This is a genomic window from Enterocloster citroniae (assembly GCF_040545455.1).
Lineage (GTDB): Bacteria > Bacillota > Clostridia > Lachnospirales > Lachnospiraceae > Enterocloster > Enterocloster citroniae.
The window spans coordinates 19,201-42,133 of record NZ_JBEPLZ010000022.1; the positions used below are offsets into that span (position 1 = coordinate 19,201).

Consider the following 22,933-nt stretch of genomic DNA (forward strand, 5'->3'; position numbering starts at 1 on the left):
GCTGTATCTTCAAAACAGCCTGTACATCCCCCACCGGGCGTACAGGCTGTTTTTTATGTTTCTTCCTGGACTTCGTCCAGCACAGGTTTTATGATCCCTGTGCGGACCAGCTCCACAAATGTGGGAACCAGTTCCGGATCAAACTGGGTTCCGGCACCCTTTTCCAGTTCATTGATGGCAAAATCCACTGACATGCTGGACTTATAGCTTCTCTTTGACACCATGGCGTCAAAGGAATCCGCAATACACAGGATCCTGGCCGCAAGGGGAATGTCCCTGCCCGCAATGCGGCGGGGGTATCCCCTGCCGTCATAGCGCTCATGATGACCGATGACCGCAGGGATCACGTAATCCATGGAAGGAAGGTGGCGGATAATCTCCACCGATGCCTCCACGTGGCGTTTCATCACCTCGTACTCCTCATCTGTGAGTTTGCCGGTCTTATTCAGTATATTCTCAGGTATTCCTATCTTTCCTATATCGTGGAGCAGGGCGGACTCCTTGAGTATTTCCCTGTACTCCTCGCTGGTCCTCAGGGCCTCCCCCATGGATACCGCATAGTAAGCTACATTTTTGGAATGCTGGAACGTATAGTGGTCCTTTGCATCAATGGCAGCGGTAAGGGCATAGATGGTAGGCGCATATTCAGAATACATGCTCTTGTGCTTTTTGGCCAGCCCTTCATCCGTGTCCCGGATGCCGATGATGCCGTCCGAATAGACCCGGATCCCATTCTTCCCAGAGCGCTTAACATGATATACGGCACAGTCCGCATTGGATACCAGTTCCTGCAGACTGGCCGCCCCGTAAGGGATGGCGCAGATGCCGCAGCTGACAGTCAAAGGCTTGAGATACGTCTCCACGCAGTCCCGGTTCATGTTCTGGATCTGACGCGAAATATTCTCCGACAAATTCTGGGCCGAATAGATGTCATAGTCCGGCAGGATCACAGCAAACTCCTTGCCGCTGTAGCGGGCGCAGAAACCATTATCCCCCACCGTGCCCTGGATGATCCGCGCAATATGCACCAGGGCCCGGTCCCCCTCCTGGTTGCCGTAAAGCTGGTTGTACAGCTTAAAGTCATCCACATTAAAAATGGACAAAGCCAGGGAAGTCCGTCTGCATTTTTCAAATGTTTCTTCCAGCACCTCATAAAAATACTTTCTGTTTAAAAGGCCGGTCAGCTCATCCGTCCTGGCCTCCTCGTAGGCCTTTTCATACAGCCTGGAATTCTTTACTGCAATGGAGCTTACAGATTCAATGGAGTTGAGGAAAATGATATCCTCCTCCGTGTAGCCTGACCGCAGTTTGCTCTTTTTGTCCTTGCCTCCAAGGAGCACCAGGCCTGCCAGGTCATCTCCGTCCTTCAGGGGAAGCAGGCACTCGATCTTCAGATTTTCCAGCTGACTTTTTTCTTCCTCCCACATGGACTTGTACTCCACTGTCCGCTTAAAGTCCCTGAGCAAAAGGCAGGTGTCATGGTTCTTCAGCCAGCCCACAAGGGGTGAGCTTCCGTTCAAAATAAAATTCTTATCATCCAGAGGGCTGCTGCTGAACACGGCCGGATAATTTCCCTGCCCGTCATTGATGCAGATATAGATCTTCTTTGCATGAAGGGTATCCGTGATCACGGACACCAGGCCCTGAAGTATCTCATTCAGCCTCAGGGACTGGGATACCAGGGAGGTGTATTCGCTCAGGCGCTCGGTCTGGCTCACCTCCTCTTTTATGAACAGCTTGTCAAAAAAACCCTTGGCAACTGTATAGATCAGCATGGTGGCCAGCATGGTCAGGGTGGCCACGATCATAACACTAAAGGGCGCCAGCATGGGAACCGAGGTCCGTATCAGCTGCTCCAGTGTCTGGGCAATGTTATAAAACGCCAGGGCGCTGATGGCCATTGCAATGATATAACAGTTTCCCCGTGAAAACAGCAGGGTCATCTTAAACACATGCCTGGAATACAGGGTGTAGAACATGACCCCCGCGTTCACCGCCCCTGCCAGGATATCGATGGGAAACCCGTTAAACACAGGCACTGCCATGTTGCCTGCAAAGAGCAGCAGGATGCCTGATAACAGGGGAACCACTTTAGAGCACACGCTCTTATTCTTCCTGCAGCTCCATATGATGACCGCTGAATGGATGACCACCAGAAAGCAGATGCCGTAGATTGCGACCACGCGCCAGGTCATGTGGTACACGAAAAACGCATTGCTGCCGATCCAGGTGATCTCCGGCGCTTCCAGCAAATGCCTTGTGGCCATGTTATAGATATTTACTGCCAATATCAAAAACAGCCACATACGGTGGGATGATCTGGGCGAATGGCCGCAGAAATCCCGTATAAAACAAAAGAACGTATAAGGTACCAGGGCAATTCCCAGCAGCGAAAGATGGAACCATACCTGGTAGGACGGCCATGCCGTAAGCCTCATAAGCAGAGAGCCGCCTGTCCATAAGATCATGCTTCCCAAAACAGCGATGAAATCCCTGACCAGCTTTGACTTTTTAGCTGACAGGAAGGCCAACATGAGAAACATGTAGAAATATAAGGCTGTGACGGAAATAAAAACATAACTTCTCATACACTCAATATCTCCTCTGCCTGTTTGTCGGCTCCTGCATCCTTACCATCTCCTGTACATCATGGATGGAAGGGTTAATATGTCTCAGCGTCTTTCCAGCCCTTTCCTTGTATGCCTTAAACGTGCCGCATCTGAGAACTGTGATCTCCAGCGGGTCCATACCCAGGATCCGTTTCAGGTCCTGGTAATCCTGGTCCACATATTTAAAATAAATGGTAAGATGCTCCTTTAACAATTCCCTGCTCACCGCACGGTTCACCACCGTGCCCGGCGCCAGCTCCACATACATGTGCAGATACGGCCTGCCCTTATCCGGCGTAAACTCCTTCAGGGCCACCCAGCCTGCCACCTCTAACCCTGAGAGCTCGATCACATTCTTGATGGAATTCTCCGATATCCGGGTAAATCCCGCGATATCGATGATGTCCGGAACCCTGTCTATGTATTCAAACCTGGGGATCCTGGTGTCGTCCTCCTTGCTGGCAAGACCCAGGCAGCGGTACATATCCCCCACCCGGTACCTGGCAAATGCCCCTCCCTTTAACACGGTCAGAACCAGCTCATATACCTCTCCCGGCACCACCTGGTCCATGCACACGGTCTTGGGGGCGTAGGAGGGATCCTCCATATTCCTGTACATCTCATCCTGAGGCATGAACTCATAAAAACATGCGTCAGGGAAAAAGTACAGTCCATTGCGGTTCCATGTCTCTGTACCTACAAAGCTGGGCTCCGTTCCGGCAAATACCTCCACCGGACGCACGCCCCACAATTCCTCCAGATCATCCTTATAGCAGCGGTTGTCGGTGCCCGCGCAAAGGAATCCCTTCAGCTTAAAAAGATCCTTTGGCATCAGCTGGCGGTTTTCCTTCTGGCACTGTTTTTTTGCCTTAAGGAACTTCACAGCCATGTTGGGTGGCATGGTAAACAGCTTCTTTAAGGAGGATCCCCCTTTCCTGCCGCCTTCGGACAGACTGGCGATGCTCATGCTCACATAATAAGCCACGCTTCCCATGCCGAAAAAGAAATCGATCCCCTTGCTGAGCCCCATTTTAAAGCCCTTTTTATTGCGCTCGGAAAACGTCATGTTCACCGCTTCATTCACAGGAGGCAGAAACTCCATGTGAAACTGGTCCTGCAGCCCCAGCGGGATCAGCCCGGTGATATACGGAAGGGGCGCCAGTCCATAGAGAAAGGTATCGCCGATACTGATGTCAAAGCTTCCCCTCCCCTTGCTGGTAGCCATCATAAGGCAGGTGATAATGTTATTCTTATAAGTCTCCAGCATGGCATTGGTGTAGGGAGCCACCTTAATAGGGTGTTTGCCCCCCTCCCAGGTGGTCTGAAGCCATATGATGGGCTTATCCGGAAGCATGTCCTCCTTTTTTAGAAGCAGTACATCCGCATAGTCTTCATAGGTGGTCAGGGGCACCATGGAACGGAATTCCTCCACATTAGAAGGAGTTCTGCCCTTTAATATCTTCTGCCCCAGGGGACTGCTGCTCCAGAGCCGGATCTGTTCTTCCAGCAGCCTTCGCTGTATCCTCATATAGGATTCCATATCCAGATCCAGGAAACCGCAGTATTCCTGCCAGATCCGGTCGTACTCCTGGTTAGCCAGCTTTTCCTCAAATGTCATTGATCCTCACCGCCTTTTACTGTTTTGTATGAAATTCGGTATCAAAAATGGCACGGTTCTCTTATAATCCTCGTAATCAGAAAACTCCGCCGCAAAGATGCAACGGTCCTGGTACCAGGCATACAGCAGGTTGAGAAAGGACAGGACCAGGCAGAGTATCACCCGTTCCCCAAGGGAAGTGGACATGCCCAGACAGAAAAAGCATCCGAAAAACCACCAGATACCCGGATGGCGGCACCAGCCGTACATCCCGCTCCTGCACACCGTGTGCAGGTCCGCCTCCTTGCAGTAAGTACTGTCAAAGGGGAGGGCAAAATACAGTGTATAAATGAGAAGGGCCAGGAAAACAGCCGCTCCCGTAAGCCACAAAAGCCATCCCCCAAACCTTACGGTCTGGGACAGCCGTACCAGACGGACAGCCACCACTGCCAGACACACATTCCCGGCTGCAAACAGGTGGGACATCCACTGCTTTTTAAGAAAGACCCTGTTCCAGTCATACAAAAAAAACATCCCAAAAGCCCCCAGGCCAAGTATCCAGTCAAGCATTCATTAGCCCCCCTGCCAAAAAGAAAAAACGGAAGTCAGCATATCTAAAAATATCTGACCCCCGTATGAAATCACTCACAAATTTACTCATGCAGTCTCCCCCATATATATGACAATAACTCACAATTAACGCATTACAAAAAGATTGTATTTTACGGACAATATCAATCTTATCACAAAGTGGCTAAAAACGGAAGGGATTTGCCCGGATATTATTTTTCTATTTATGATTAATTTGGGCTTATTTTGTAATTATTCAAAATTAATTGTAGAAACGGAACAATTACATGCCCCTCCGTTCTGAAGGCGGAACCTTTGGATGGCTTTTGGGCAACAAAAAAATCCCTTGAATAATCAAGGGATCCATTCAGCTGCTGACGGGAATCGGACCCGTGACCTCCGCACTACCAATGCGACGCTCTACCGACTGAGCCACAGCAGCAACTTTATTTGGTATCGCTCACGCGAACCTTGTATATATTATCATGAGCCCAGATATTTGTCAACAACTAATTTTACTTTTTTTATTTTCCCCTGTCAGACTCCTGTCAGGCAGAGAACACAAGTGATAATACAAGTGATCCGTATACAAAATTGAAGTGAAATGCCGGATGCCACAACAGTATTGGAACATCCGGCTTCTGCTGTCTAAAAAATACCTTCGTAGCTCTCCCTGAGTGTATCACAGGACCGGCCCAGCTTCTCAAGTTCCTCCTCTGTCAGCGACAGGGGCAGAACCCGCTGGATCCCGTTCTGGTTAATAATACACGGCACGCCCACATATACGTCCCTCTGGCCGTACTCTCCCCTGAGCATGGCCGATACGGTGAGCACACTGTGTTCATCGCCCAGAATGGCCTTCGTGATCCTTGTAAGGGCCATTCCGATGCCATAGTATGTTGCATTTTTGGCCTCAATGATCTTATAGGCGGCGGTGCGCACCTCCTCCTCGATCTCCTCAAACCTGGTGCGGCACAGTTCATCCCCGGATTCACTGCACAGTTCCAGGATGGGCTTGGTGGCCAAAAGCGCCTGGCTCCAGGGCACAAACTCGCTGTCCCCATGTTCACCCATCACATAGGCGTGGACGTTCCTTGGGTCAGCCTTCAGGTAATCCCCCAAAAGGTAGCGCAGCCTGGCTGTATCCAGGGCCGTGCCGCTGCCCAGCACACGCCTGGGATTAAACCCTGACAATGTACAGGTGATCCTTGTCATGATATCCACCGGGTTGGTGGCTACCAGGAAGATCCCATTAAATCCCGAGGAAGTCACCGGATCGATAATGGAGCGGAACACCTGGGCGTTGCGCTTTAAAAGATCCAGCCTTGTCTCCCCCTGCTTCTGGGCAACCCCTGCACAGATGACCACGATATCCGCGTCTGAACAGTCATTGTAATCACCTGCATATATGGTCATGCTGGCGTTGGCAAATGCCAGGCCGTGGTTTAGGTCCATGGCCTCTCCTTCCGCCCTCTTTCTGTTTACATCAATGAGCACCAGTTCGTCACACACCGACTGGTTCAGAAGGCTGTACGCATAACTCATACCAACCATTCCGGTTCCCACGATCACAACTTTTCTCTTATCCACCTTCATTGAGTTGCTCCTTTCCAGGACATTGACTGCCCTCTGACATAAGTATAGTATATCAGGAAAGACTCACGGTTATTCTATCCATATCCCTCTATCTTGCCAATTTCTTTTCCATCAGCTCACTGTTGCTGCTGTATGCAATGGTATTTTCACGTGAGATCCTGCCTTCGCGGTAAAGCCGGATCAGGCTGTTGTCCATGGATACCATGCCTTCCTCCTGGGATGTGGCGATCACTCCGTCAATCTGGTGGATCTTGGACTCACGGATCATGTTGCGGATGGCATTATTCAGGAACATGATTTCAAATGCAGGCTGCACGCCTCCGTCCACGGTGGGGATCAGCTGCTGGGAAATGACCCCGTCCAGCACCATGGCCAGCTGGGTCCGGATCTGCTGCTGCTGATTGGGAGGAAATGCATCAATGACCCTGTCAATGGTATTAGCCGCCCCCACGGTGTGCAGGGTGGACAGGATGAGATGTCCTGTCTCAGCCGCCGTCATGGCAATGCTGATGGTTTCATAATCCCTCATTTCACCCAGGAGGATCACATCCGGGGCCTGCCGCAGGGATGCCCTCAGGCCGGTGACATAGCTGTCCGTATCAGTCACGATCTCCCTCTGGGTCACAACACTCAGCTTATGCCTGTGAAGGTACTCAATGGGATCTTCCAGGGTGATGACATGGGCGTTCCTGGTACGGTTGATCTCATCTATGATGCAGGCCAGGGTGGTGCTTTTCCCGCTGCCCGCAGGACCTGTGACAAGCACCATGCCCTTGGTCAGCTTTGCCACGTCAATGATGCTCTTGGGCAGATGCAGCTGCCCCGCGTCCGGCAGTTCAAAACGTACCACACGGATGATCCCGGCCAGTGAACCTCTCTGCCTGAATACGCTGGCACGGAACCTGGATACGCCGGGGATGGCAAAGGAAAAATCATCATCCCCGTGGGACTGTACCTTTTCCATGTTCCTGTTCTTAGCCAGTCCATAGATCTGCCCGATCATCTCATTCATCTCATCCGGCATGATCCTGTCATCGCCCTGATAGATGATCCTGCCTCCTATCTTATAGGAAAAGGGCATGCCGGGAATCAGGAAAATATCGGCTGCATTCTTTTCCACTGCTGCTGTGAGTAATTCCATAACATTCATAACTTCTTGCTCCTTTATATCACGATACGTGTCCCCAGCCTGCAGGCGCACAGGATCCAATGTTCAAAAAAACAGCTTCCCCCGCCTCTTAAGGATCCCCCTCACCCCTGTGAGGACGAGGCTCCACCATCCCATACCGGCATGGAGTTGTCGATCTCGTACTCCTCACTGCTGTACACATACCAGGATTTTATCTCGTAACGTTTTTCCCCGCACATGAGCACCAGTTCAATGTGGAGGGACTGCCCCCTGTCCATGGGGATATCCGTGGTGATAAGGCCGGCTTCCCGGTCATAAAGCTCGCCTAACCGGTCCTTTATTTCCAGGCTGCACTGGGTGGAATCCCTCCCCTTCCCCATCTCTTCCATAAGGACCTGGTCCACCTCCTTCAGCCACTGCTGTCCCTTGTTATCCGCCTCATAATATCCGGTGACCGCTTCTGCATTGCGGCTGGCCAGCATTAAGTCCCCCTGGGCGCTGCTCAGGGAAAGCAGGCCAAAGGTGGCCATACACAGCACGATAAAAATAAGGATAAGGGAGGAGACACCGATATTAACTTTATTTCTGGAGTTCTGTCCTGCCATCTGTTTCCTCTTTCATGGATTTTATATTCCCAAACCATCTTCTACGGAGCCTCATAGTCTTCCGTCTGAAGGCGGTAAAGGACCTTCCCCTTATCGCCTCCGTTATCATAGCGCATCACCAGGATATCGGCCCGCCTCATGCTGTCCACCGTACCCTGGTAAATGATTCCCAGATATGGCGTATGGGATGACGGTTCAGTAACCTGCCACTCGCTGTCCCAATATATGGCATGCATCCCCTCGTATCCCGGGCCGGCCGTCAGTTCCTTAAGCCAGTCGGCCCGGGCCTGATCCTCGCTGTCGGCATTTACCAGATGCTCCCATATATTCCGATCCGGCAGTGTCCCGCTCCACTGGGGTTCCTGTCCCGCCTTCAGCTCCTCTGCCAGGCTTTGGGCCATGAGGACCGCCTGATTGATATCCCTGGCATCCCTGCTGATGCGGTCTGATTTCACAAACACCATTACACAGATGCTGGCGCAGATAATAAAAAAACCCACCACCACCAGCATTTCCATCAAAAATGGCCCTGAACCGGACCCGCTCTTCCTATTCATCCGTCTCAAGTCCTCCGCTCCTGAGAGAAAGGCTGATGGCGCCTCCCCCTTCTCCCAGCGTTTCTATGTGCAGCAGCGGTCCGCTTTTTTTAAGTTCCAGCCCGCCGCACTCCAGTATCTCCAGTCCGTCCTCCAGCCCCAGCCCGCTCTGAGTATCTGTAAACAGCTCGCGGATAGTACCGTCCTTCCAGTAGATCCAGGTCACGTATTCAGATCCCCCGATCTCCTGCTTCATCTCAAGCACACCGGTCCCGTCCACGTCCACCACATCCACAAGGCCGGCCCGGTCGCCCTGGCGTACCTTATTGGCAATATAGCTGAGGGCTGTATTGCCCGTATAATTCAGATCACTGCGCACTGTAATGTTCTCATATACCCTGCTTCCGATCAGCACCGTAAAGAGGGCACTCAGAACAAATACCAGAAACAGCAGCATTGTAAAAAGCACACTCATGGTATGGCCCTTTTTCTCTGTTTTCTGAATCATTCTGTTGCCCCCTATTCCTCTATGGGTATGATATTGATCTCCGGCATTACATTGGATGCAAAGCCATCGTAAAATACATTATATTTCTTACGGTTGATCTGAACCCCGTAATTTTCCTCCAAATATTCCACGCTGGGCGGATAACGCCCCTCAATGGCATAACACTGGACCGAAGCCCTTGTAACGGCTTTTTTTAAAGTCTCTTCCTCCCTGCCCCCTGTCCGGCCCGCAAAATTCATTGTGACAATGGCAAATACCGCCACTGCCACTGCCATGGCTGTCAGGGATAACAGGTAGCCATATACGGTATTCTTTTCTTTCTTTGTGTCCCGAACCTTCATGACCCGGCCTCCTAACCGATCGCTGACAGCACTCCCACCAGCGGAAGCATGACAGACAGTAGCACCAGCCCCACAGACACTGCCAGGACCGCTACGATCGTAGGTTCAAACCTGGCGATCATATTGTCTATGGCGGCATCCGCCATCTCCTCGTAATCACCGGAGATTTCCTCCATGACCTGATCCAGATGGCCGCTTCTGCTTCCCACTTTGATCATCTGTATATAAAAGCCTGAGAACAGGCCAGTGTCCTTCATAGACTGGTAATAACTCTCGCCCATCTGAAGCTGTTCCGAACATTTGCCAATGCGCTCAGCCACTGTCTGGTTGGCAACCAGTTCCCTTGCCAGTTCCATTCCCTTTTCCAGCTCCATTCCACTCTTTAAGGTCAGGGCCAGCACAGCGGTAAAACGGCGGTTGGCCACGGCCAGGGCAATCTTGCTGCGTCCCTTTACATAGCTGATGAACCGCTCCACAAAGCCAAACTTCTTGCCAAACCTGGAAGCCAGCCAGATACCGCCTATGAACACTGCCAAAAGGGCGGATACCACCAGGGCGCCTCCGCTGAATACGCCTCCCAGGCGGATCGCCGAGACAGCCACCGGGGACATCTGAGCCCCCAGCTGCTCATACACCTTGTTAAATACCGGCATGACCCGTGAAAACAGAACAAACAAAACCACCAAAAGCATGACAACCATCATAATGGGATAGGTCACTGCATTCTTGATGGCCTGTATCAGGCGGTATTCCTTATCATAATATTGGGAAAGGGACTGCATCATCTGGTCCATGGTGCCTGTCTGCTGGCCCAGCTTAGCCATCTTCACCACATAGTCAGGAAATACCTTTGCGTCTTCCAGCACCTTAAAAAAAGGATCTCCCAGTTCCACGCCCTCCGCCATGTAGAGCAGCATATCCTTTTCCTTTTTGTCCGCCGCGTCCTCGGCCATAATGGAAAGACCCTCATCCAGCGGCACCGCGGCTTCCAGCAGCAGTGATATCTGCAGGCAGAACGCGGACAGCTCCCGGTAGGAATAGCGGTAATACGCCTCTCCTTGCTTTGCCATCTCCTTGCCTCCTGTTAATAGCTGTATTTTGCCTTATAATTGGCGCCATTGCCAATGTACTGCATGATCTCCTGGCTTTGGCCGCTGGAGGATGCAAATGTGGGATCCATTAGTTTCCAGCTGTTCCCATCAAAATAAATAATGTTATCCACCCAGCCCTGTCCTTCCAGGTACACGTTGATCCATGCGTGATACAGGTTCCCTGTATAACCAACCACCAGCTTGGTGGGAATGTCCTGGGAACGGAGCATGGCCGTCATCAGTGCCGCATAATCAAAGCAAATCCCCTTTTTCTGGGCCAGCACCACATCCACATTGGGAAGATAGCCCGACTGAACGGAGGTGGCCTTGGCCGTATCGTAGGATACGTTGTCAATCACGTAATTGTAAATAGCTGCCACTACCCCGATCTGATCCGATGCACCTGCCGCAACCGCCGCACCTGTCTGGACCGCTGCGCTGGCAGCATTAAAATTCACATACTGGTTGGGGTACAGGAACGGACCAAACTGGTTGGTGACCCCCGCGTCAATGCTCTGGCTGAAGGCCTGGGAATACTGGTTGCCCTGAATATTCTCAAACACCTTTACCTGATAGGATCCGCTGCCCTCCGACAGTGGGAACACCTCATAAACGCCGCTGTTGTTCAGATCATATGTATAAGTCTCGGAGCCGCTTTTGGTTATCTGTATCTTGATCTTCCCAACGCTGCCCGTGTACTTGACCATGATATAACCCTCTGAGACATTGGAGGCGTCCAGAGTAGCCTTTTCGTTCTTATAAGTAGTTGTGCCGGACGCAATGGGCGTGCGCACATAGCTTCCGGCCGGTTTGCTGTAAAGGGGCACCTGGGCATCGTCTATCTCCACCGCCGCCTTGCCGGACTGGGCCAGGGCGGCCGGTGATGAGATCCCACCCGCGGCCACACAGGCCGCTGCCAGGAATGCCGTTAATTTAACAGATGTTTGACCGATTATTTTCAACATAAGATCACCTCTTACTAAATCAATGGGATTCATGCGTATATCTGCAGACCGCCCCGGTGTTAAGCCATGGTGCGCTGCCTTACGATCTCGTAGGCCAGCACGCCTGCTGCCACAGAGGCGTTCAGTGAATCAATATCACCCTTCATGGGTATGGATGCTGTCATATCGCAGTGTTCACTCACCAGCTTGCCCACACCCTCCCCTTCATTGCCAATCACAAGTCCAATGGGTCCTTTCAGGTTCACTTTATACATCACTTCACCGCCCATGTCGGCACACACAAACCACATGCCCTTTTTCTTCAGATCTTCCATGGTGGCCGTAAGGTTGGTAACTTTTGCAACCGGGGTATAGTTAAGGGCCCCTGCGGAAGTCCTGGCAACCGTGGCTGTCAGTCCCACGGCCCTGCGCTTTGGGATAATGACTCCATGGGCGCCGGCCAGATTGGCTGTCCTGATGATAGCTCCCAGATTATGGGGATCCTCGATCCCGTCCAAAAGGATCAAAAAGGGCGGTTCCCCCTTTTCCTCAGCGGCCTTCAGCATATCCTCCACCTCTGCGTATTCATAAGCGGCGGCAGATGCAATAACGCCCTGGTGCTTTCCTGTCTCAGACATCTGGTCCAGACGTTCCTTGGTCACATAATTGACGATCGTGTCATGTTTCTTTGCTTCCCGGACAATGGTGCGCACCGGCCCGTCCTGACAGCCGTCCAGTACAAACAGCTTGTCAATGGTCTTGCCGGAGCGAAAGGCTTCCAGCACTGCATTGCGCCCTTCTATGGTCAGTTCTTCATATCTCATCTCATGTCTCCTGTTTCTTCGGTTTCTCCTGTGGATTTTCCGTCCCTGTCCTCACAGTCAGTCCTTCCAGCCGGATCAGCCCCGCTTTCCACAGGCAGTTCCCCCAGCCGGATCAGGCCCTGGCTTACAATGTATACCAGACGTTCAAACTCTTCCTTAATGAACAGCCAGCCCACCAGGGCCTCCATTCCGGTAGCGGTCCGGTAATCGATGACCGAAGCATTCTTTGCCGTTGTGGCGGACTTTGCATTGCGTCCACGCTTGTACACCCCATGTTCTTCCTCTGTCAGCAGTTCTTCCACCGCCCTTATGAGGGCGGCCTGGGTGGGTGCCTTTACCAGCTGGGCACTGCGCTTGTGCATCTTGTTCACCTGCATGCTGCCCTGGTTGATGACCCTGGCGCGGATGATCAGTTCATACACCGCATCCCCAATATAGGCCAGAACCAGTGGCGAGTAGGAATTCGCGTCCACTGGTTCAAGCTTCATACACTGTTTATAATATGTGAGAAAATCTGTTGTGGTTACACTCTCTTCCACTTTACACCCTCTCTGGTGTCCTCCAGGACAATACCCATATCCAGAAGTTTTCCGCGGATCTCATCTGCCAGCGCAAAGTTCTTATCCTTTCTTGCCTGCTGTCTGGCCGCGATCATATCCTCGATATCGCTGTCCAGCACTTCTTCCTTTTTCTCTGTGATAATGCCCAGGACATCGCACAGATCCTCAATGGTCTTTTTCAGATAGGACACATATGCTTTGGTGCTGGAAGCATCCGCCGTGGAGTTGGCCAGCTTCACCAGCTCAAACACTGCGGAAATGGCATCAGCTGTATTAAAATCGTCATCCATGGCTTCCTCAAACTTGCCAAGCAGCCTGCCTGCTTCTTCCATATTATTCTTCTCTGCATCGGTAACGTCCGCACCCTCAGCCTTTGCATCCAGGTCCTTTAACTTATCCACACAGTTTAAGATACGCTCCAGGCCGTTCTTGGACGCCTCCATCAGATCCGCGCTGAAGTTCAGCGGGCTGCGGTAATGGGCGCTGAGCATAAAGAAGCGCAGTACCTGCAGATCATACTTTTCACTGATCTCACGCACTGTAAAGAAGTTTCCAAGGGACTTGGACATCTTCCTGTTATCGATGTTAAGGAATGCGTTGTGCATCCAGTAGGTTGCAAACGGTTTTTCATTGGCGCATTCACTCTGTGCGATCTCATTCTCATGGTGAGGGAAGATCAGATCCTCGCCGCCCGCGTGGATATCGATCTGGTCACCCAGATACCGTTTGGACATCACAGAGCACTCAATATGCCAGCCCGGCCGGCCCTTGCACCATGGGGACTCCCAGTATGGCTCCCCTTCCTTTTTCGGCTTCCACAGCACGAAGTCGCTGGGATCTTCCTTGCCTTCCTCACCGGTCACCTTGATCTCGCGGAAACCGGACTGAAGCTCATCCAGGTTCTTATGGGACAGCTTGCCGTACTCCTCAAAGGAACCTGTCCTGAAATAAACGGTTCCGTCCGCAGCCGTATAAGCATGGCCCTTGTCGATCAGGGTCTGGATCATCTCCAGCATACCGCAGATTTCCTGGGTTGCCTGGGGATGAACGGTGGCCGGCTTAACATTCATACCCGCCATGTCCTTTTTGCATTCTTCAATATAGCGCTGGGAAACCGTATCCGCATCCACGCCTTCCTCAATCGCCTTCTTGATGATCTTGTCGTCCACATCCGTAAAGTTGGAGACATAGCGCACATTATATCCCTTGTACTCAAAGTATCTGCGCACTGTGTCAAACACGATCATGGGCCTTGCATTCCCGATATGGATCAGATTATAGACAGTGGGGCCGCAGACATACATCTTGACCTCACCTGGCGTCAGGGGTACAAACTCTTCTTTTCTTCTGCTTAATGTGTTAAATATTTTCATATTCTCATTCTCCTCATGGATTATTTCTTTCTCTGCTTTGCATACCCTAAACGGACAAGGGTTATGTTTTACCTTCATATCCTAATAAGCTGCTTATCATTATAAATCTTTTGATCTCATCCCCGGCCACAGCCAGGACAGCTTTTGCAGCCCTCTGCCATCATTTTATTATCATAGCAGTAATCAGCCACTTCCGTCAATAAGGTAATTGCCTGAGAAGAAATCCCCTCCCCGGTTCCTGTGAAACCAAGTCCTTCCTCCGTGGTAGCTTTGACGCTGACCCTGGACACATCCAGATGGAGTGCATCGGCTATATTCGATGCCATCCGGGGCCTGTAGGGCGCGAGTTTCGGCCTCTGGGCAATAATGGTGGCGTCAATGTTTTCTATGACATATCCCTTTTCCTCCAGGAGTTCCCCCACCTTCTTTAACAGTTCTATGCTGGAAATCCCTTTGTATGCCGGGTCCGTGTCCGGAAAATGCTGTCCGATATCACCCAGGGCAGCAGCCCCCAGCAGGGCATCCATCACTGCGTGTACCAGCACGTCCGCATCTGAGTGTCCCAAAAGTCCCTTTTCATAGGGCACATCCACACCGCCCAGAATCAGCCTGCGGCCCTCTGCCAGCTTATGCACATCATATCCTTGTCCGATTCTCATAATATCTCCTTATAACTGTCTCTATAACTGTCACTATAACCGTCTCGGTTTGGCAGTATTATATCATCATCCGCACCTTCCGGGCAATACATCCTGCCTGGATATCTGTCTGAAGCCCGCAGAATTCCCCATCCGCATGGACGGGAAGGGCTGCCTCCGTGTGGATAGCGATCTCCCTGCACTCAAAATTCCTGACCCCCTTCTGCCTGCCTCTGCGGCCTGCAAAGGCTGACAAAAGCACCGGGATCAGCTTTGTCCTGGTTGCGTGGCTGACCACGCATATATTCATCTTTCCATCACATCCATCCGCCTTGGGGGCAAACAAAAAACCGCCGCCCTCTGAGGGCTGGATATGGCATGAGATAAAAAGTATGTTGTTAAACTCTACCTTCTTGACACCGTCCAGCACAATGTAGCCCTTGGAGGACTTGCATCTGAAAAACTGGCGGATGCCTAAAATGATATAAGAAAGTCTGCCCAATCCCATGCGGCTTAAACGCTGCCGGCATCTGGATGTCAGCGCCTCCTGGCACACAGCCGCATCATATCCGATGCCTGCGCTCACCAGAAAACGTCTGTGGGACAGTTCCTGTTCCCCGTAAGAGAGGACTCCATAATCGATCATGGTAAAATGTCTGGGTGTAAGCTGCTTTTTCAGACACTTGATCACACTTCTGGGCATATGCAGGCTTCTAGCCAGATCATTGCCGGAACCAGCCGGTATATACCCCAGGCTTAAAGGGGCATGGAAAGAAACGCCGTCCAGGACCTCATTCATGGTCCCATCGCCGCCCACCACGATGATATACCGCGGTTCCCGCACACCATCAGTCAGCTTCCTGGCAATGGATCTGGCATCGCCGGTCCCCTCTGTCAGGAAAGCTTCATATTCTATATTATGATTATCCATATAGCGGGCCATGACTTTCCAGAGATTCATGCCTCTGCCGCTTCCCGCATTAGGGTTTACAATAAAGTTATACATAAGCGGTATCAGGGGTCCTTTCCTAGTTCTTTACAATTACATATTGCCTTCCGATATTATACCATAATCCCATATAAAACACTAAGAAAATTTCTATAAAAAAAATTGCAGAAAAAGTCTTGACAATTACCACAATTTATCATATACTGTACAGGCAGTCGCGATTAAGCTGCTGCGAAAGCCTTGGAATGTGGGGTCTTAGCTCAGCTGGGAGAGCATCTGCCTTACAAGCAGAGGGTCACAGGTTCGAGCCCTGTAGGCCCCACTACCTACCAAAATCTAATATGGCGGAATAGCTCAGTTGGCTAGAGCACACGGTTCATACCCGTGGTGTCGAGAGTTCAAGTCTCCCTTCCGCTACTGCTAAACCCTTGAATAATCAAGGGTTTTTTCTTTATCTAAGATCAATACTTATACCAAAAAAAAATAATTTATGGACTTTTTATGGACTAACCTATCTTACGATTAATATTAAAAAACGGAACCGCATATCTGGTACCCGCTTTTCTAAACTCATCCTCTTTGCTTACTGTCAATCAGGCTTTTGTAATAGGCCCAGTTGAGGGTTATTGCTACTGCCTGAGCCACCTTTTCATCAACCTCATCATGCTCACCTATTTCCTTCATGCATATATCGACAAACCTGTCCTCGTCTATTGGATATGCCATAGAAACTTCCTCCTTTGTATAAGGTAAAATCATCTAAAGAAATCCCATCTGTGCTTCCAATTTTATTACACCTCTTATAAATATCATACCTTCGTCTCCTTTCCAGCTTATTTATTTGCCTTTAAATGGAGAACGTACCATTTCCAATAATCCCCTGTCCTGCTCGGAACTCCGAGCACTTTTTCAATTCAGAGACAATCCGTATCAAGAAGGTCATAAAATTTCACCTTCAGTCCTCTTGCCAGCTGCTCCAGAGTATCTACCCGCGGCATTGACCCCTTCCTTATTTCATGCACTGTTGATGGAGATAACCCTGTCATAATGCTGACTTGACGTTCGGTCAATTTTCTCTTTAGCATAATCTCATCAAGCAGTATCTTCATAATTACGAATATACTACTTTTTTCACATACCGCCACTGGAAAATTATACCATTCTTTATCTCACATTATTCCATATGGATCCTCTGCCAAAACTTTAAGTTGCGCGAGCTCCAAATTGGCTGCCGCAGTCTCTTCGTTTATATAATGTATATTTTCAAATTGCAGCTTTGTGTAAGTCATGGCTGCAAACATATCACTTGCAGCTGTATCAGATTGATAAACGACATAGGAATCAATAATCATAACCATCTTCTCCTCTAATATTTTGGTTTCCTATATATTATCATCTTCTTTATTGCTTCAATATACTCTATAAAATGAATATGAAAATCATGATATATCGATGTACAGCTATATACAAAAAACAACGCCACGAAATAGGCTTAAATTTTTATCTTACTCTCGGGTATTGGACCATGACCATAAATAACTCCTCTGCCCTGGCAAGATTATAAAACAGAGGGGTGATATCATTTCATATATTCTTAGCATAATCGATGAATTCCTTCACTGATTTAAAACCTCTATGCTTGGTTAAATCAACATAAAGTCCTGACGATAAGGCCAAAGCATTATATGCAAAGCTGTACAAATCAGAAGTTTTGTCATCAACTGGAAAATAACAATCAGGAATTAAGTCATTTTTATCAGTGACAATATATAGTCGCCGTTCTTCTATGAATGTTCATCGAGTTATATCATTCTGATAGATATATTATGTACATGTGTGATATAACCTAAACAGCCGGGGCATACTACACCTAAAAAGAGAGGTGATCAATATGCCAGCAGCGCACAAGGGAGCAATAAGTTTTGGGCTTGTACACATTCCTGTAGCCTTGCACACAGCCACACAGGATAATGACATCCATTTTAACCAACTTTGTAAAGAGGATGGTTCCCGGGTAAAGTATAAAAAAGTCTGTGCCAATTGCGGCAAGGAAGTAGGCACACAGGATATAATTAAAGGGTTTGAGTTTGCGCCAGGTCAATATGTGACAATGACTGATGCAGATTTTGAGAAAGCCAAAACCGAAAAGGACAAAACAATCCAAATCCTACATTTTACAGATATCCACAACATACGTCCCATCTATTTTGATAAAACGTATCATGCAGTTGTTGAGGCTGGCGGGGATAAAGCCTATGAGTTACTCCGCAAGGCCATGTTAGATGAGGGCAAGGTGGCAATAGCTAAGACTGTAATGGGGCAATCCGAAAAGCTACTTTGTTTGATTCCTACACCAAAGGGAATGCTTGTGGAAACCCTATTTTTCGCGGATGAGGTGAAAGAAATTCCAAAGGAACCAGCACACCCCGAATTGCAGCAGCAAGAACTGGATATGGCAAAGATGCTTATTAACTCCATGGACAAAGAGTTTGAGCCAGAATTGTATCATGATGAATACCAAATAAGGCTAAGGCAAATTATAGAAGCTAAAATAAACGGTCAGGAAATTGTTAATGCACCAACAGAGCATCAGGACAACGTAATCGATATCATGGAGGCACTGCAGCGTAGCCTTGCGCAGGTATCAGACAATAAGCCTCCGACCAAACGTAAGCCGCGCAAAAAGGCTGCAACAGCATGATGGACCTCTTTGACAGTAAAAATATTAAACCAATGCTGATCGGAAAAGAGATGGCTCCATTTGATGATCCAAACTATATCTATGAGTTAAAATGGGACGGAGAACGGTGTGTGGCCTATTTGGAGCCAGGTAAGCCGCCAGAGTTACGTAACAAACGTAACGTCCGTATGCTATCCAAAGTACCAGAGTTGGCAGAAATCAGTAAGCAGGTCAAAAAACGTTGCATTTTGGATGGCGAACTTTTTATCCTTAAAGATGGACGTCCTGACTTTTCCTTGATCCAGCGCCGCAGCCTTATGTCAGACCGGTTTAAAATCGAATTAGATTCCAAACATAATCCTGCTACATTTTCGGCCTTTGATATCCTGTACTATGACTGTCAGGAAACCATGCTCTTACCATTGATGGAACGCAAAGCTCTACTTGACAAATCTATTACAGATGGTCCCCGTATGGCTATCTCGCGCTATGTGGATGGACAGGGTACACCACTTTTTGATTTTGCTATAGAAAGGGAACTGGAAGGAATAGTTGCAAAGGTCAAAGACAGTATCTACATCCAAGAAAAAAGGACCACAGATTGGATAAAGATGAAGGTTATGATGGAGGATGATTATGTAGTATGTGGATATATCCTAAAAAGCAACCACATGACCAGTATTGTCCTGGGACAGTACCGGGGCAATACATTAATCTATAAAGGCCACGTTACCATGGGTGTCAGCGGGCAGGCGTTTGATATCATCTCCAGACATTCCACGCTTCCTGCTGCCCCATTTATCGCATACCCGGCAGGCCACGGTAATGACAGGGCCGTCTGGCTCTCTCCAGATCTTGTGTGTATAGTCAAGTTTATGCACCGTACAAAATCTGGAGGGATGAGACAGCCGGTATTCAAAGGATTACGTTTTGATAAATTGGCAAAAGAATGTATTGAAAATGTTTAGGCGGGCCCGGTCATCCGGTACCCGCCATTCACTTACTTCCCACGTTCCTCCTGTATCCTCTTCCAGATCCTTTCAAATTCATCCGGGGCCGGCTTCGGAATAACATCATCCGGAACGTGTTTCTCAGCCCACTCGTATTCTCTCAATAGTTCCTCATCGGATTCTTCTGGCGGTTCTTCTGGCGGCTTGTCCTCTCGCTTTCTATCCATACCTATTCCCTCCTTTATAAGAACATTGTACTGCTGTATAGACAAAAAGGAGCATGGTAAATTATGGTATTTATTCTCTGTTCTTTCCATATATAATGCTGTTTATTTCCCCCTTCATTTTATGTACTATTTTAGAGTTTATAACTCTAAAAGTCAATAGAGTATATAACTCTAGGGTACAATGTGGATGGAGGTATACCATGCATTACACAACGCGATTACGGTCACTGCGAGAGGACCATGAATATACACAGACCTACATTGCCAGTATCCTGCATGTGGGCCAGCGGACTTATGCGGATTACGAACTGGGCAATACCAGGATCCCACTCGAATCCATGATCAAGCTTGCAAAGCATTATGATGTCAGCATGGATTATATATGTGGGTGCAGTGATATCAAGTCACACTTTCCCACACAGTAGACGGCGAGGGCCAATAATCCCCGCCGTCTTTTTATTATTCCCCGCCGCCCAATCCACCCTACCTTATTAAAACTCCCCTATACGCTGCTCCCCCTCCGGAGCAACATACATTGCACACTCCAGTGGATGACCGTACTCCGGTTCAAAGTAATACCATTTGCCATCAACCTGGTGCCAATCCGTCAGGGCGTATCCATCCGAATTAAAATAGTACTTGTGATGATTGATGATCTGCCAGCAGGACTTATGATAATCCGTGGTGCTGTATGCATACCACCAGCCGTTAAGATCATGGTGCCAGCCAATCTCATATGTAGGTTTCTCCACCAATGACCATTCTGGGCGTCCATAGCCATCAATCCTGGTATTGTCCAGGCTGTATTCCTTCTGGCAAACCGCACCACCATTGGGGACGATGGCTGCACCTGCGCTGGTATTACCTTCAATCGTTCGTACTTTTGTCAATGTAACCTCTGTCACAATTCCTGTATGGTTAATCCGATCTGTCCCCCTAAAGAATATCTGATCCCCAGGCTGGGGAGTATCCTTGTAGTACTGTCCCTTATTCTTATAGTACTGGGCTGATGTAGGTGTATAAGCAGAGAATCCGCCTCCAAGAAGTTGTTTTGCTGCCACTTGACCGAATGCCTGTACAAAACACCAGTCAACAAACATATCGCACCATGGTTGTCCCTGGAGGGATGGATACAGATCCCTGGCGTACTTAGTATAATTCCCATTTCCGGCATTTGCGGTCTTACTGTCTAACTGGCTGTTGCTGCGTTTCTCCAAATATCCAATCTCCTGCCTTGCTATCTCCAATATTTTATCCTTTGCTGTCATGCCTTCCTCCAATTAAAATAAGGCCCAGGTAATTCCCGGGCCTGTCCAATATGTTACTATCCGCTTAACCCCGCGGTGGGAGATGTATGGATCACCTCCAGCTATTTAGGAGCCACCTCGTCCTTGTTAATAGTATCCGTTCCTGCTGCTGCCGCATCTGTCATACCCTCACCAATTATGTATGCAATTAGTGTAGCACCTCCCATTATAATAGCTGTTACTTGGGTAACCGTGCTGTCATTTGATCCAGCCGCTACCATAATGGGGGTCACAAACCCAACCACCGCAGCCCAGAACTTCCGGCTTGTCAGTTTTCTTGCCCAATCAATCCTTTTCATTATCTCCCTCGCTTTCTGACTCATACGGCAGAGCCAAACATCTGTTATACAACTCTTCACCCGTTCCGTTCCCCCCAAGCGCTTTGTATGGCTGGAACATATATTCTAAGTTATCACGGTCATCAATGGAGCAGTATCCTTTACGCAAATAGTATTGGCAAGCCTGATACAAGCGATCATGCAATATTGCCAGAACACCTTGCTTGACCAGATCCTGCTCCTGCTTCCAATGATGCACTTTCCTTCCCAGCCAGGCGAGTGCTCCTGATATTCCGGCCAATATCTCCTGTACCCAGTATTTCTCAATTGTTTCAACAATGTCTATCACGGTTGCCTCCGTTTATGCCTTATAGGATTTCCCTGTAATCTCTTTATAGTCTGCCTCAGACAGCTTGCCCGCTGTCACCAAAGCCTTAAGCCGGTCAATGTCCCATAATCTTGGGTAATATTTCTGTGCAAGTTCTTTTACATTCATACTTCTACCTCCTTACAAATCTGTCCCAGTCATGATCGCCAGGAAATCAATATCTGCCCTGTTACGTTCCACAGCAGCTTCCACAGCAGGCTGTGAGAGCTTCAGCATTGCTACACGGCCATACACAGCCTCTGAGGTGACGGCACCATCCTCCCCGTATTGCTCCGGGGTAATAAGATAATGATCATCAATGGACTTGGGATTACCCAGTACAGTATAGCCATCATACACAGCCAGTGTGCTGCCGTCCTCATTAATGGTCTTAATCTGCTCTGTTGCAGCGATGTCATTAAACACGGCCACGATATCTTCCAAGGCTTCGGTGGTCTGGAAAATAAGCTGCAGGGTACTGGGTGTGGAGGATGTGCCACCAATAACCAGTAAATACTCCTTCCCGTTCATTAATACAATTTTTTCATTCATAATTTCTTTCCTTTCTGCCCAATCGTGAGCAATAAAATAAGCCCCCGGTTTAGGGACCTGGGACCTGGTTTGTAGGTTACATTTCATTTTCTTTCTATTACAAATAGCAATTTGACGGTGAAGTATGGCCGTATGCGCAAGCTTACATCCAGCGACAATCTTGACAATATAACAGATAATGGTATCTATTGGTACGGGACCGAAAGTGTGCCACAAAACGCACCGTACCAAAATGCTTCAGTCGTTGAGGTTATTGGATCCTCCAGCGCAACCGGAGAAAAATTCCAGCGTGTCACGCGATATGGTGTTCCCGGGAAGTCATCTTGGCGGCCACTGGGAGGAGGAAGCAATGGGTGGTTGGCATGGGCAGAATCTCTCACGAATGCAGATTATGAAGCGCAAACTATTACCAATTCATACGGTTTAACGATCATTTTATATACATTTGGAAATGACAGTATAAAAGCCCTAAAAATGCAAGGTTACATAAATAAGGCACTTACAGCGGGGACAGAATATACGCTTGCTACAAATGCGATATTAAAATCACGTGTCAATTGGTATCATAATGTATTATTTGGTGGCAAAAGTAAAAACAGCATATGTTATTTAAGCATAGATACTTCCGGCAACTTTAAAATTACGCCACAAGCAGCAGTTGCATCTGGTGATGCTATGTCTATCATGGAGTATTACGTCTAA

The 22,933-nt window shown here is 48.9% G+C and carries 29 protein-coding genes and 3 tRNA genes; 6 read left to right on the forward strand and 26 right to left on the reverse strand.

The window, feature by feature from the left end; genetic code table 11:
- Positions 1-53: 53 nt before the first annotated feature.
- The 17 genes from ABID13_RS21770 to ABID13_RS21850 all read right to left on the reverse strand — a co-directional run bounded on the left by ABID13_RS21770 (position 54) and on the right by ABID13_RS21850 (position 15,927).
- A complete protein-coding gene (locus tag ABID13_RS21770) occupies positions 54-2,588 on the reverse strand; it encodes a histidine kinase N-terminal 7TM domain-containing diguanylate cyclase/phosphohydrolase (RefSeq protein ID WP_048929284.1) in 2,535 nt (844 codons plus the stop codon).
- Positions 2,589-2,592: 4 nt separating this feature from the next.
- A complete protein-coding gene (locus ABID13_RS21775) occupies positions 2,593-4,227 on the reverse strand; it encodes a GH3 family acyl-acid amido synthetase (RefSeq protein WP_045093847.1) in 1,635 nt (544 codons plus the stop codon).
- 6 nt (positions 4,228-4,233) lie between these two features.
- On the reverse strand, positions 4,234-4,776 hold the full coding sequence (locus ABID13_RS21780; RefSeq protein WP_048929285.1) for a hypothetical protein: 543 nt from the start codon (positions 4,774-4,776) through the stop codon (positions 4,234-4,236).
- A gap of 369 nt (positions 4,777-5,145) precedes the next feature.
- Positions 5,146-5,218 (reverse strand) — tRNA-Thr (locus tag ABID13_RS21785).
- Positions 5,219-5,424: 206 nt separating this feature from the next.
- Positions 5,425-6,372 carry an L-lactate dehydrogenase gene (locus tag ABID13_RS21790; protein WP_007866999.1) on the reverse strand — a complete coding sequence of 316 codons (948 nt, stop codon included), beginning with the start codon at positions 6,370-6,372 and terminating at the stop codon, positions 5,425-5,427.
- Between the two features lie 88 nt (positions 6,373-6,460).
- Positions 6,461-7,522: a type IV pilus twitching motility protein PilT gene (locus ABID13_RS21795; RefSeq protein WP_007867002.1), complete on the reverse strand. Its 1,062-nt coding sequence runs from the start codon at positions 7,520-7,522 to the stop codon at positions 6,461-6,463.
- 101 nt (positions 7,523-7,623) lie between these two features.
- Positions 7,624-8,106 carry a hypothetical protein gene (locus tag ABID13_RS21800; protein WP_007867016.1) on the reverse strand — a complete coding sequence of 161 codons (483 nt, stop codon included), beginning with the start codon at positions 8,104-8,106 and terminating at the stop codon, positions 7,624-7,626.
- Between the two features lie 41 nt (positions 8,107-8,147).
- Positions 8,148-8,663, reverse strand: coding sequence for a type II secretion system protein (locus ABID13_RS21805; RefSeq protein WP_048929286.1), 516 nt, complete (start codon positions 8,661-8,663; stop codon positions 8,148-8,150).
- Positions 8,656-9,150 (reverse strand): DUF4860 domain-containing protein, encoded by a 495-nt coding sequence (locus ABID13_RS21810; protein WP_007867021.1) that lies wholly within the window; start codon positions 9,148-9,150, stop codon positions 8,656-8,658. The genes ABID13_RS21805 and ABID13_RS21810 overlap by 8 nt, the downstream gene beginning before the upstream one ends.
- Before the next feature lie 11 nt (positions 9,151-9,161).
- Positions 9,162-9,491 (reverse strand): hypothetical protein, encoded by a 330-nt coding sequence (locus ABID13_RS21815; RefSeq protein WP_007867027.1) that lies wholly within the window; start codon positions 9,489-9,491, stop codon positions 9,162-9,164.
- 11 nt (positions 9,492-9,502) lie between these two features.
- On the reverse strand, positions 9,503-10,561 hold the full coding sequence (locus ABID13_RS21820; protein WP_045093843.1) for a type II secretion system F family protein: 1,059 nt from the start codon (positions 10,559-10,561) through the stop codon (positions 9,503-9,505).
- 14 nt (positions 10,562-10,575) lie between these two features.
- On the reverse strand, positions 10,576-11,547 hold the full coding sequence (locus ABID13_RS21825; protein WP_052665861.1) for a transglutaminase-like domain-containing protein: 972 nt from the start codon (positions 11,545-11,547) through the stop codon (positions 10,576-10,578).
- Between the two features lie 59 nt (positions 11,548-11,606).
- Positions 11,607-12,350, reverse strand: coding sequence for a 23S rRNA (guanosine(2251)-2'-O)-methyltransferase RlmB (gene rlmB / locus ABID13_RS21830; RefSeq protein ID WP_007867037.1), 744 nt, complete (start codon positions 12,348-12,350; stop codon positions 11,607-11,609).
- Positions 12,347-12,889 carry a Mini-ribonuclease 3 gene (locus tag ABID13_RS21835; RefSeq protein WP_007867040.1) on the reverse strand — a complete coding sequence of 181 codons (543 nt, stop codon included), beginning with the start codon at positions 12,887-12,889 and terminating at the stop codon, positions 12,347-12,349. Before ABID13_RS21835 ends, rlmB begins: the two co-directional genes overlap by 4 nt.
- Entirely contained in the window at positions 12,874-14,283 is a 1,410-nt protein-coding gene (gene cysS, locus ABID13_RS21840) for a cysteine--tRNA ligase (protein WP_048929287.1), read from the reverse strand. The genes ABID13_RS21835 and cysS overlap by 16 nt, the downstream gene beginning before the upstream one ends.
- Before the next feature lie 116 nt (positions 14,284-14,399).
- Entirely contained in the window at positions 14,400-14,942 is a 543-nt protein-coding gene (gene ispF / locus ABID13_RS21845; RefSeq protein WP_045093841.1) for a 2-C-methyl-D-erythritol 2,4-cyclodiphosphate synthase, read from the reverse strand.
- Between the two features lie 58 nt (positions 14,943-15,000).
- Positions 15,001-15,927, reverse strand: coding sequence for a diacylglycerol/lipid kinase family protein (locus ABID13_RS21850; RefSeq protein WP_007867044.1), 927 nt, complete (start codon positions 15,925-15,927; stop codon positions 15,001-15,003).
- Between the two features lie 192 nt (positions 15,928-16,119).
- Here ABID13_RS21850 and ABID13_RS21855 point away from each other — a divergent pair.
- A tRNA-Val gene (locus ABID13_RS21855) sits at positions 16,120-16,192 on the forward strand.
- Between the two features lie 21 nt (positions 16,193-16,213).
- A tRNA-Met gene (locus ABID13_RS21860) sits at positions 16,214-16,287 on the forward strand.
- A 153-nt stretch (positions 16,288-16,440) separates the two neighbouring features.
- Here ABID13_RS21860 and ABID13_RS21865 read toward each other — a convergent pair.
- The 3 genes from ABID13_RS21865 to ABID13_RS21875 form a co-directional block, all read right to left on the reverse strand.
- Positions 16,441-16,596, reverse strand: a complete 156-nt coding sequence (locus ABID13_RS21865; RefSeq protein WP_197092162.1) for a hypothetical protein — start codon at positions 16,594-16,596, stop codon at positions 16,441-16,443.
- 188 nt (positions 16,597-16,784) lie between these two features.
- Entirely contained in the window at positions 16,785-16,979 is a 195-nt protein-coding gene (locus ABID13_RS21870) for a helix-turn-helix domain-containing protein (RefSeq protein ID WP_048929288.1), read from the reverse strand.
- Positions 16,980-17,039: 60 nt separating this feature from the next.
- Positions 17,040-17,222 (reverse strand): hypothetical protein, encoded by a 183-nt coding sequence (locus tag ABID13_RS21875; RefSeq protein WP_048929289.1) that lies wholly within the window; start codon positions 17,220-17,222, stop codon positions 17,040-17,042.
- 539 nt (positions 17,223-17,761) lie between these two features.
- On the opposite strand from ABID13_RS21875, the gene ku reads away from it, so the two are divergent.
- Both ku and ABID13_RS21885 read left to right on the forward strand, forming a co-directional pair.
- Positions 17,762-18,571 (forward strand): non-homologous end joining protein Ku, encoded by an 810-nt coding sequence (gene ku, locus ABID13_RS21880; RefSeq protein ID WP_045094216.1) that lies wholly within the window; start codon positions 17,762-17,764, stop codon positions 18,569-18,571.
- Positions 18,568-19,518: an ATP-dependent DNA ligase gene (locus ABID13_RS21885; protein ID WP_048929290.1), complete on the forward strand. Its 951-nt coding sequence runs from the start codon at positions 18,568-18,570 to the stop codon at positions 19,516-19,518. Before ku ends, ABID13_RS21885 begins: the two co-directional genes overlap by 4 nt.
- Before the next feature lie 32 nt (positions 19,519-19,550).
- Here the strand turns inward: ABID13_RS21885 and ABID13_RS21890 are convergent, their stop codons facing one another.
- Positions 19,551-19,727, reverse strand: a complete 177-nt coding sequence (locus ABID13_RS21890; RefSeq protein ID WP_197092163.1) for a hypothetical protein — start codon at positions 19,725-19,727, stop codon at positions 19,551-19,553.
- Between the two features lie 200 nt (positions 19,728-19,927).
- Between ABID13_RS21890 and ABID13_RS21895 the strand changes: the two genes are divergently transcribed.
- Positions 19,928-20,152 (forward strand): helix-turn-helix domain-containing protein, encoded by a 225-nt coding sequence (locus ABID13_RS21895; protein WP_048929291.1) that lies wholly within the window; start codon positions 19,928-19,930, stop codon positions 20,150-20,152.
- Between the two features lie 66 nt (positions 20,153-20,218).
- Here the strand turns inward: ABID13_RS21895 and ABID13_RS21900 are convergent, their stop codons facing one another.
- The 5 genes from ABID13_RS21900 to ABID13_RS21920 form a co-directional block, all read right to left on the reverse strand.
- The gene (locus tag ABID13_RS21900; RefSeq protein WP_048929292.1) at positions 20,219-20,995 is read right to left on the reverse strand and encodes a CHAP domain-containing protein; all 777 of its coding nucleotides are present in this window, start codon (positions 20,993-20,995) and stop codon (positions 20,219-20,221) included.
- Between the two features lie 101 nt (positions 20,996-21,096).
- On the reverse strand, positions 21,097-21,333 hold the full coding sequence (locus tag ABID13_RS21905; RefSeq protein WP_048929293.1) for a hypothetical protein: 237 nt from the start codon (positions 21,331-21,333) through the stop codon (positions 21,097-21,099).
- Positions 21,320-21,661 carry a hypothetical protein gene (locus ABID13_RS21910; protein WP_053095340.1) on the reverse strand — a complete coding sequence of 114 codons (342 nt, stop codon included), beginning with the start codon at positions 21,659-21,661 and terminating at the stop codon, positions 21,320-21,322. Before ABID13_RS21910 ends, ABID13_RS21905 begins: the two co-directional genes overlap by 14 nt.
- 12 nt (positions 21,662-21,673) lie before the next feature.
- Entirely contained in the window at positions 21,674-21,808 is a 135-nt protein-coding gene (locus ABID13_RS21915; RefSeq protein WP_082173798.1) for an XkdX family protein, read from the reverse strand.
- Between the two features lie 12 nt (positions 21,809-21,820).
- Complete coding sequence (locus ABID13_RS21920; protein WP_048929294.1) at positions 21,821-22,231, reverse strand: hypothetical protein; 411 nt, start codon at positions 22,229-22,231, stop codon at positions 21,821-21,823.
- Positions 22,232-22,363: 132 nt separating this feature from the next.
- On the opposite strand from ABID13_RS21920, the gene ABID13_RS21925 reads away from it, so the two are divergent.
- A complete protein-coding gene (locus ABID13_RS21925) occupies positions 22,364-22,933 on the forward strand; it encodes a hypothetical protein (protein ID WP_048929295.1) in 570 nt (189 codons plus the stop codon).

What these genes read in the sequence shown, in the direction of transcription:
- ABID13_RS21780 (WP_048929285.1), bottom strand. Translation starts at nt 4,776, where the DNA reads ATGCTTGACTGGATACTTGGCCTGGGGGCTTTTGGGATGTTTTTTTTG.
- ABID13_RS21905 (WP_048929293.1), bottom strand. Translation starts at nt 21,333, where the DNA reads ATGAAAAGGATTGATTGGGCAAGAAAACTGACAAGCCGGAAGTTCTGG.
- ABID13_RS21775 (WP_045093847.1), bottom strand. Translation starts at nt 4,227, where the DNA reads ATGACATTTGAGGAAAAGCTGGCTAACCAGGAGTACGACCGGATCTGG.
- ABID13_RS21825 (WP_052665861.1), bottom strand. Translation starts at nt 11,547, where the DNA reads ATGTTGAAAATAATCGGTCAAACATCTGTTAAATTAACGGCATTCCTG.
- ABID13_RS21795 (WP_007867002.1), bottom strand. Translation starts at nt 7,522, where the DNA reads ATGAATGTTATGGAATTACTCACAGCAGCAGTGGAAAAGAATGCAGCC.
- ABID13_RS21925 (WP_048929295.1), top strand. Translation starts at nt 22,364, where the DNA reads ATGCGCAAGCTTACATCCAGCGACAATCTTGACAATATAACAGATAAT.
- ABID13_RS21810 (WP_007867021.1), bottom strand. Translation starts at nt 9,150, where the DNA reads ATGATTCAGAAAACAGAGAAAAAGGGCCATACCATGAGTGTGCTTTTT.
- ABID13_RS21790 (WP_007866999.1), bottom strand. Translation starts at nt 6,372, where the DNA reads ATGAAGGTGGATAAGAGAAAAGTTGTGATCGTGGGAACCGGAATGGTT.
- cysS (WP_048929287.1), bottom strand. Translation starts at nt 14,283, where the DNA reads ATGAAAATATTTAACACATTAAGCAGAAGAAAAGAAGAGTTTGTACCC.
- ABID13_RS21865 (WP_197092162.1), bottom strand. Translation starts at nt 16,596, where the DNA reads ATGGCATATCCAATAGACGAGGACAGGTTTGTCGATATATGCATGAAG.
- ABID13_RS21800 (WP_007867016.1), bottom strand. Translation starts at nt 8,106, where the DNA reads ATGGCAGGACAGAACTCCAGAAATAAAGTTAATATCGGTGTCTCCTCC.
- ABID13_RS21875 (WP_048929289.1), bottom strand. Translation starts at nt 17,222, where the DNA reads ATGATTATTGATTCCTATGTCGTTTATCAATCTGATACAGCTGCAAGT.
- ABID13_RS21850 (WP_007867044.1), bottom strand. Translation starts at nt 15,927, where the DNA reads ATGTATAACTTTATTGTAAACCCTAATGCGGGAAGCGGCAGAGGCATG.
- ABID13_RS21770 (WP_048929284.1), bottom strand. Translation starts at nt 2,588, where the DNA reads ATGAGAAGTTATGTTTTTATTTCCGTCACAGCCTTATATTTCTACATG.
- ABID13_RS21885 (WP_048929290.1), top strand. Translation starts at nt 18,568, where the DNA reads ATGATGGACCTCTTTGACAGTAAAAATATTAAACCAATGCTGATCGGA.
- ABID13_RS21820 (WP_045093843.1), bottom strand. Translation starts at nt 10,561, where the DNA reads ATGGCAAAGCAAGGAGAGGCGTATTACCGCTATTCCTACCGGGAGCTG.
- ABID13_RS21895 (WP_048929291.1), top strand. Translation starts at nt 19,928, where the DNA reads ATGCATTACACAACGCGATTACGGTCACTGCGAGAGGACCATGAATAT.
- ABID13_RS21805 (WP_048929286.1), bottom strand. Translation starts at nt 8,663, where the DNA reads ATGAATAGGAAGAGCGGGTCCGGTTCAGGGCCATTTTTGATGGAAATG.
- ABID13_RS21890 (WP_197092163.1), bottom strand. Translation starts at nt 19,727, where the DNA reads ATGGATAGAAAGCGAGAGGACAAGCCGCCAGAAGAACCGCCAGAAGAA.
- ispF (WP_045093841.1), bottom strand. Translation starts at nt 14,942, where the DNA reads ATGAGAATCGGACAAGGATATGATGTGCATAAGCTGGCAGAGGGCCGC.
- ABID13_RS21920 (WP_048929294.1), bottom strand. Translation starts at nt 22,231, where the DNA reads ATGAATGAAAAAATTGTATTAATGAACGGGAAGGAGTATTTACTGGTT.
- ABID13_RS21870 (WP_048929288.1), bottom strand. Translation starts at nt 16,979, where the DNA reads ATGAAGATACTGCTTGATGAGATTATGCTAAAGAGAAAATTGACCGAA.
- rlmB (WP_007867037.1), bottom strand. Translation starts at nt 12,350, where the DNA reads ATGAGATATGAAGAACTGACCATAGAAGGGCGCAATGCAGTGCTGGAA.
- ABID13_RS21915 (WP_082173798.1), bottom strand. Translation starts at nt 21,808, where the DNA reads ATGAATGTAAAAGAACTTGCACAGAAATATTACCCAAGATTATGGGAC.
- ABID13_RS21900 (WP_048929292.1), bottom strand. Translation starts at nt 20,995, where the DNA reads ATGACAGCAAAGGATAAAATATTGGAGATAGCAAGGCAGGAGATTGGA.
- ku (WP_045094216.1), top strand. Translation starts at nt 17,762, where the DNA reads ATGCCAGCAGCGCACAAGGGAGCAATAAGTTTTGGGCTTGTACACATT.
- ABID13_RS21815 (WP_007867027.1), bottom strand. Translation starts at nt 9,491, where the DNA reads ATGAAGGTTCGGGACACAAAGAAAGAAAAGAATACCGTATATGGCTAC.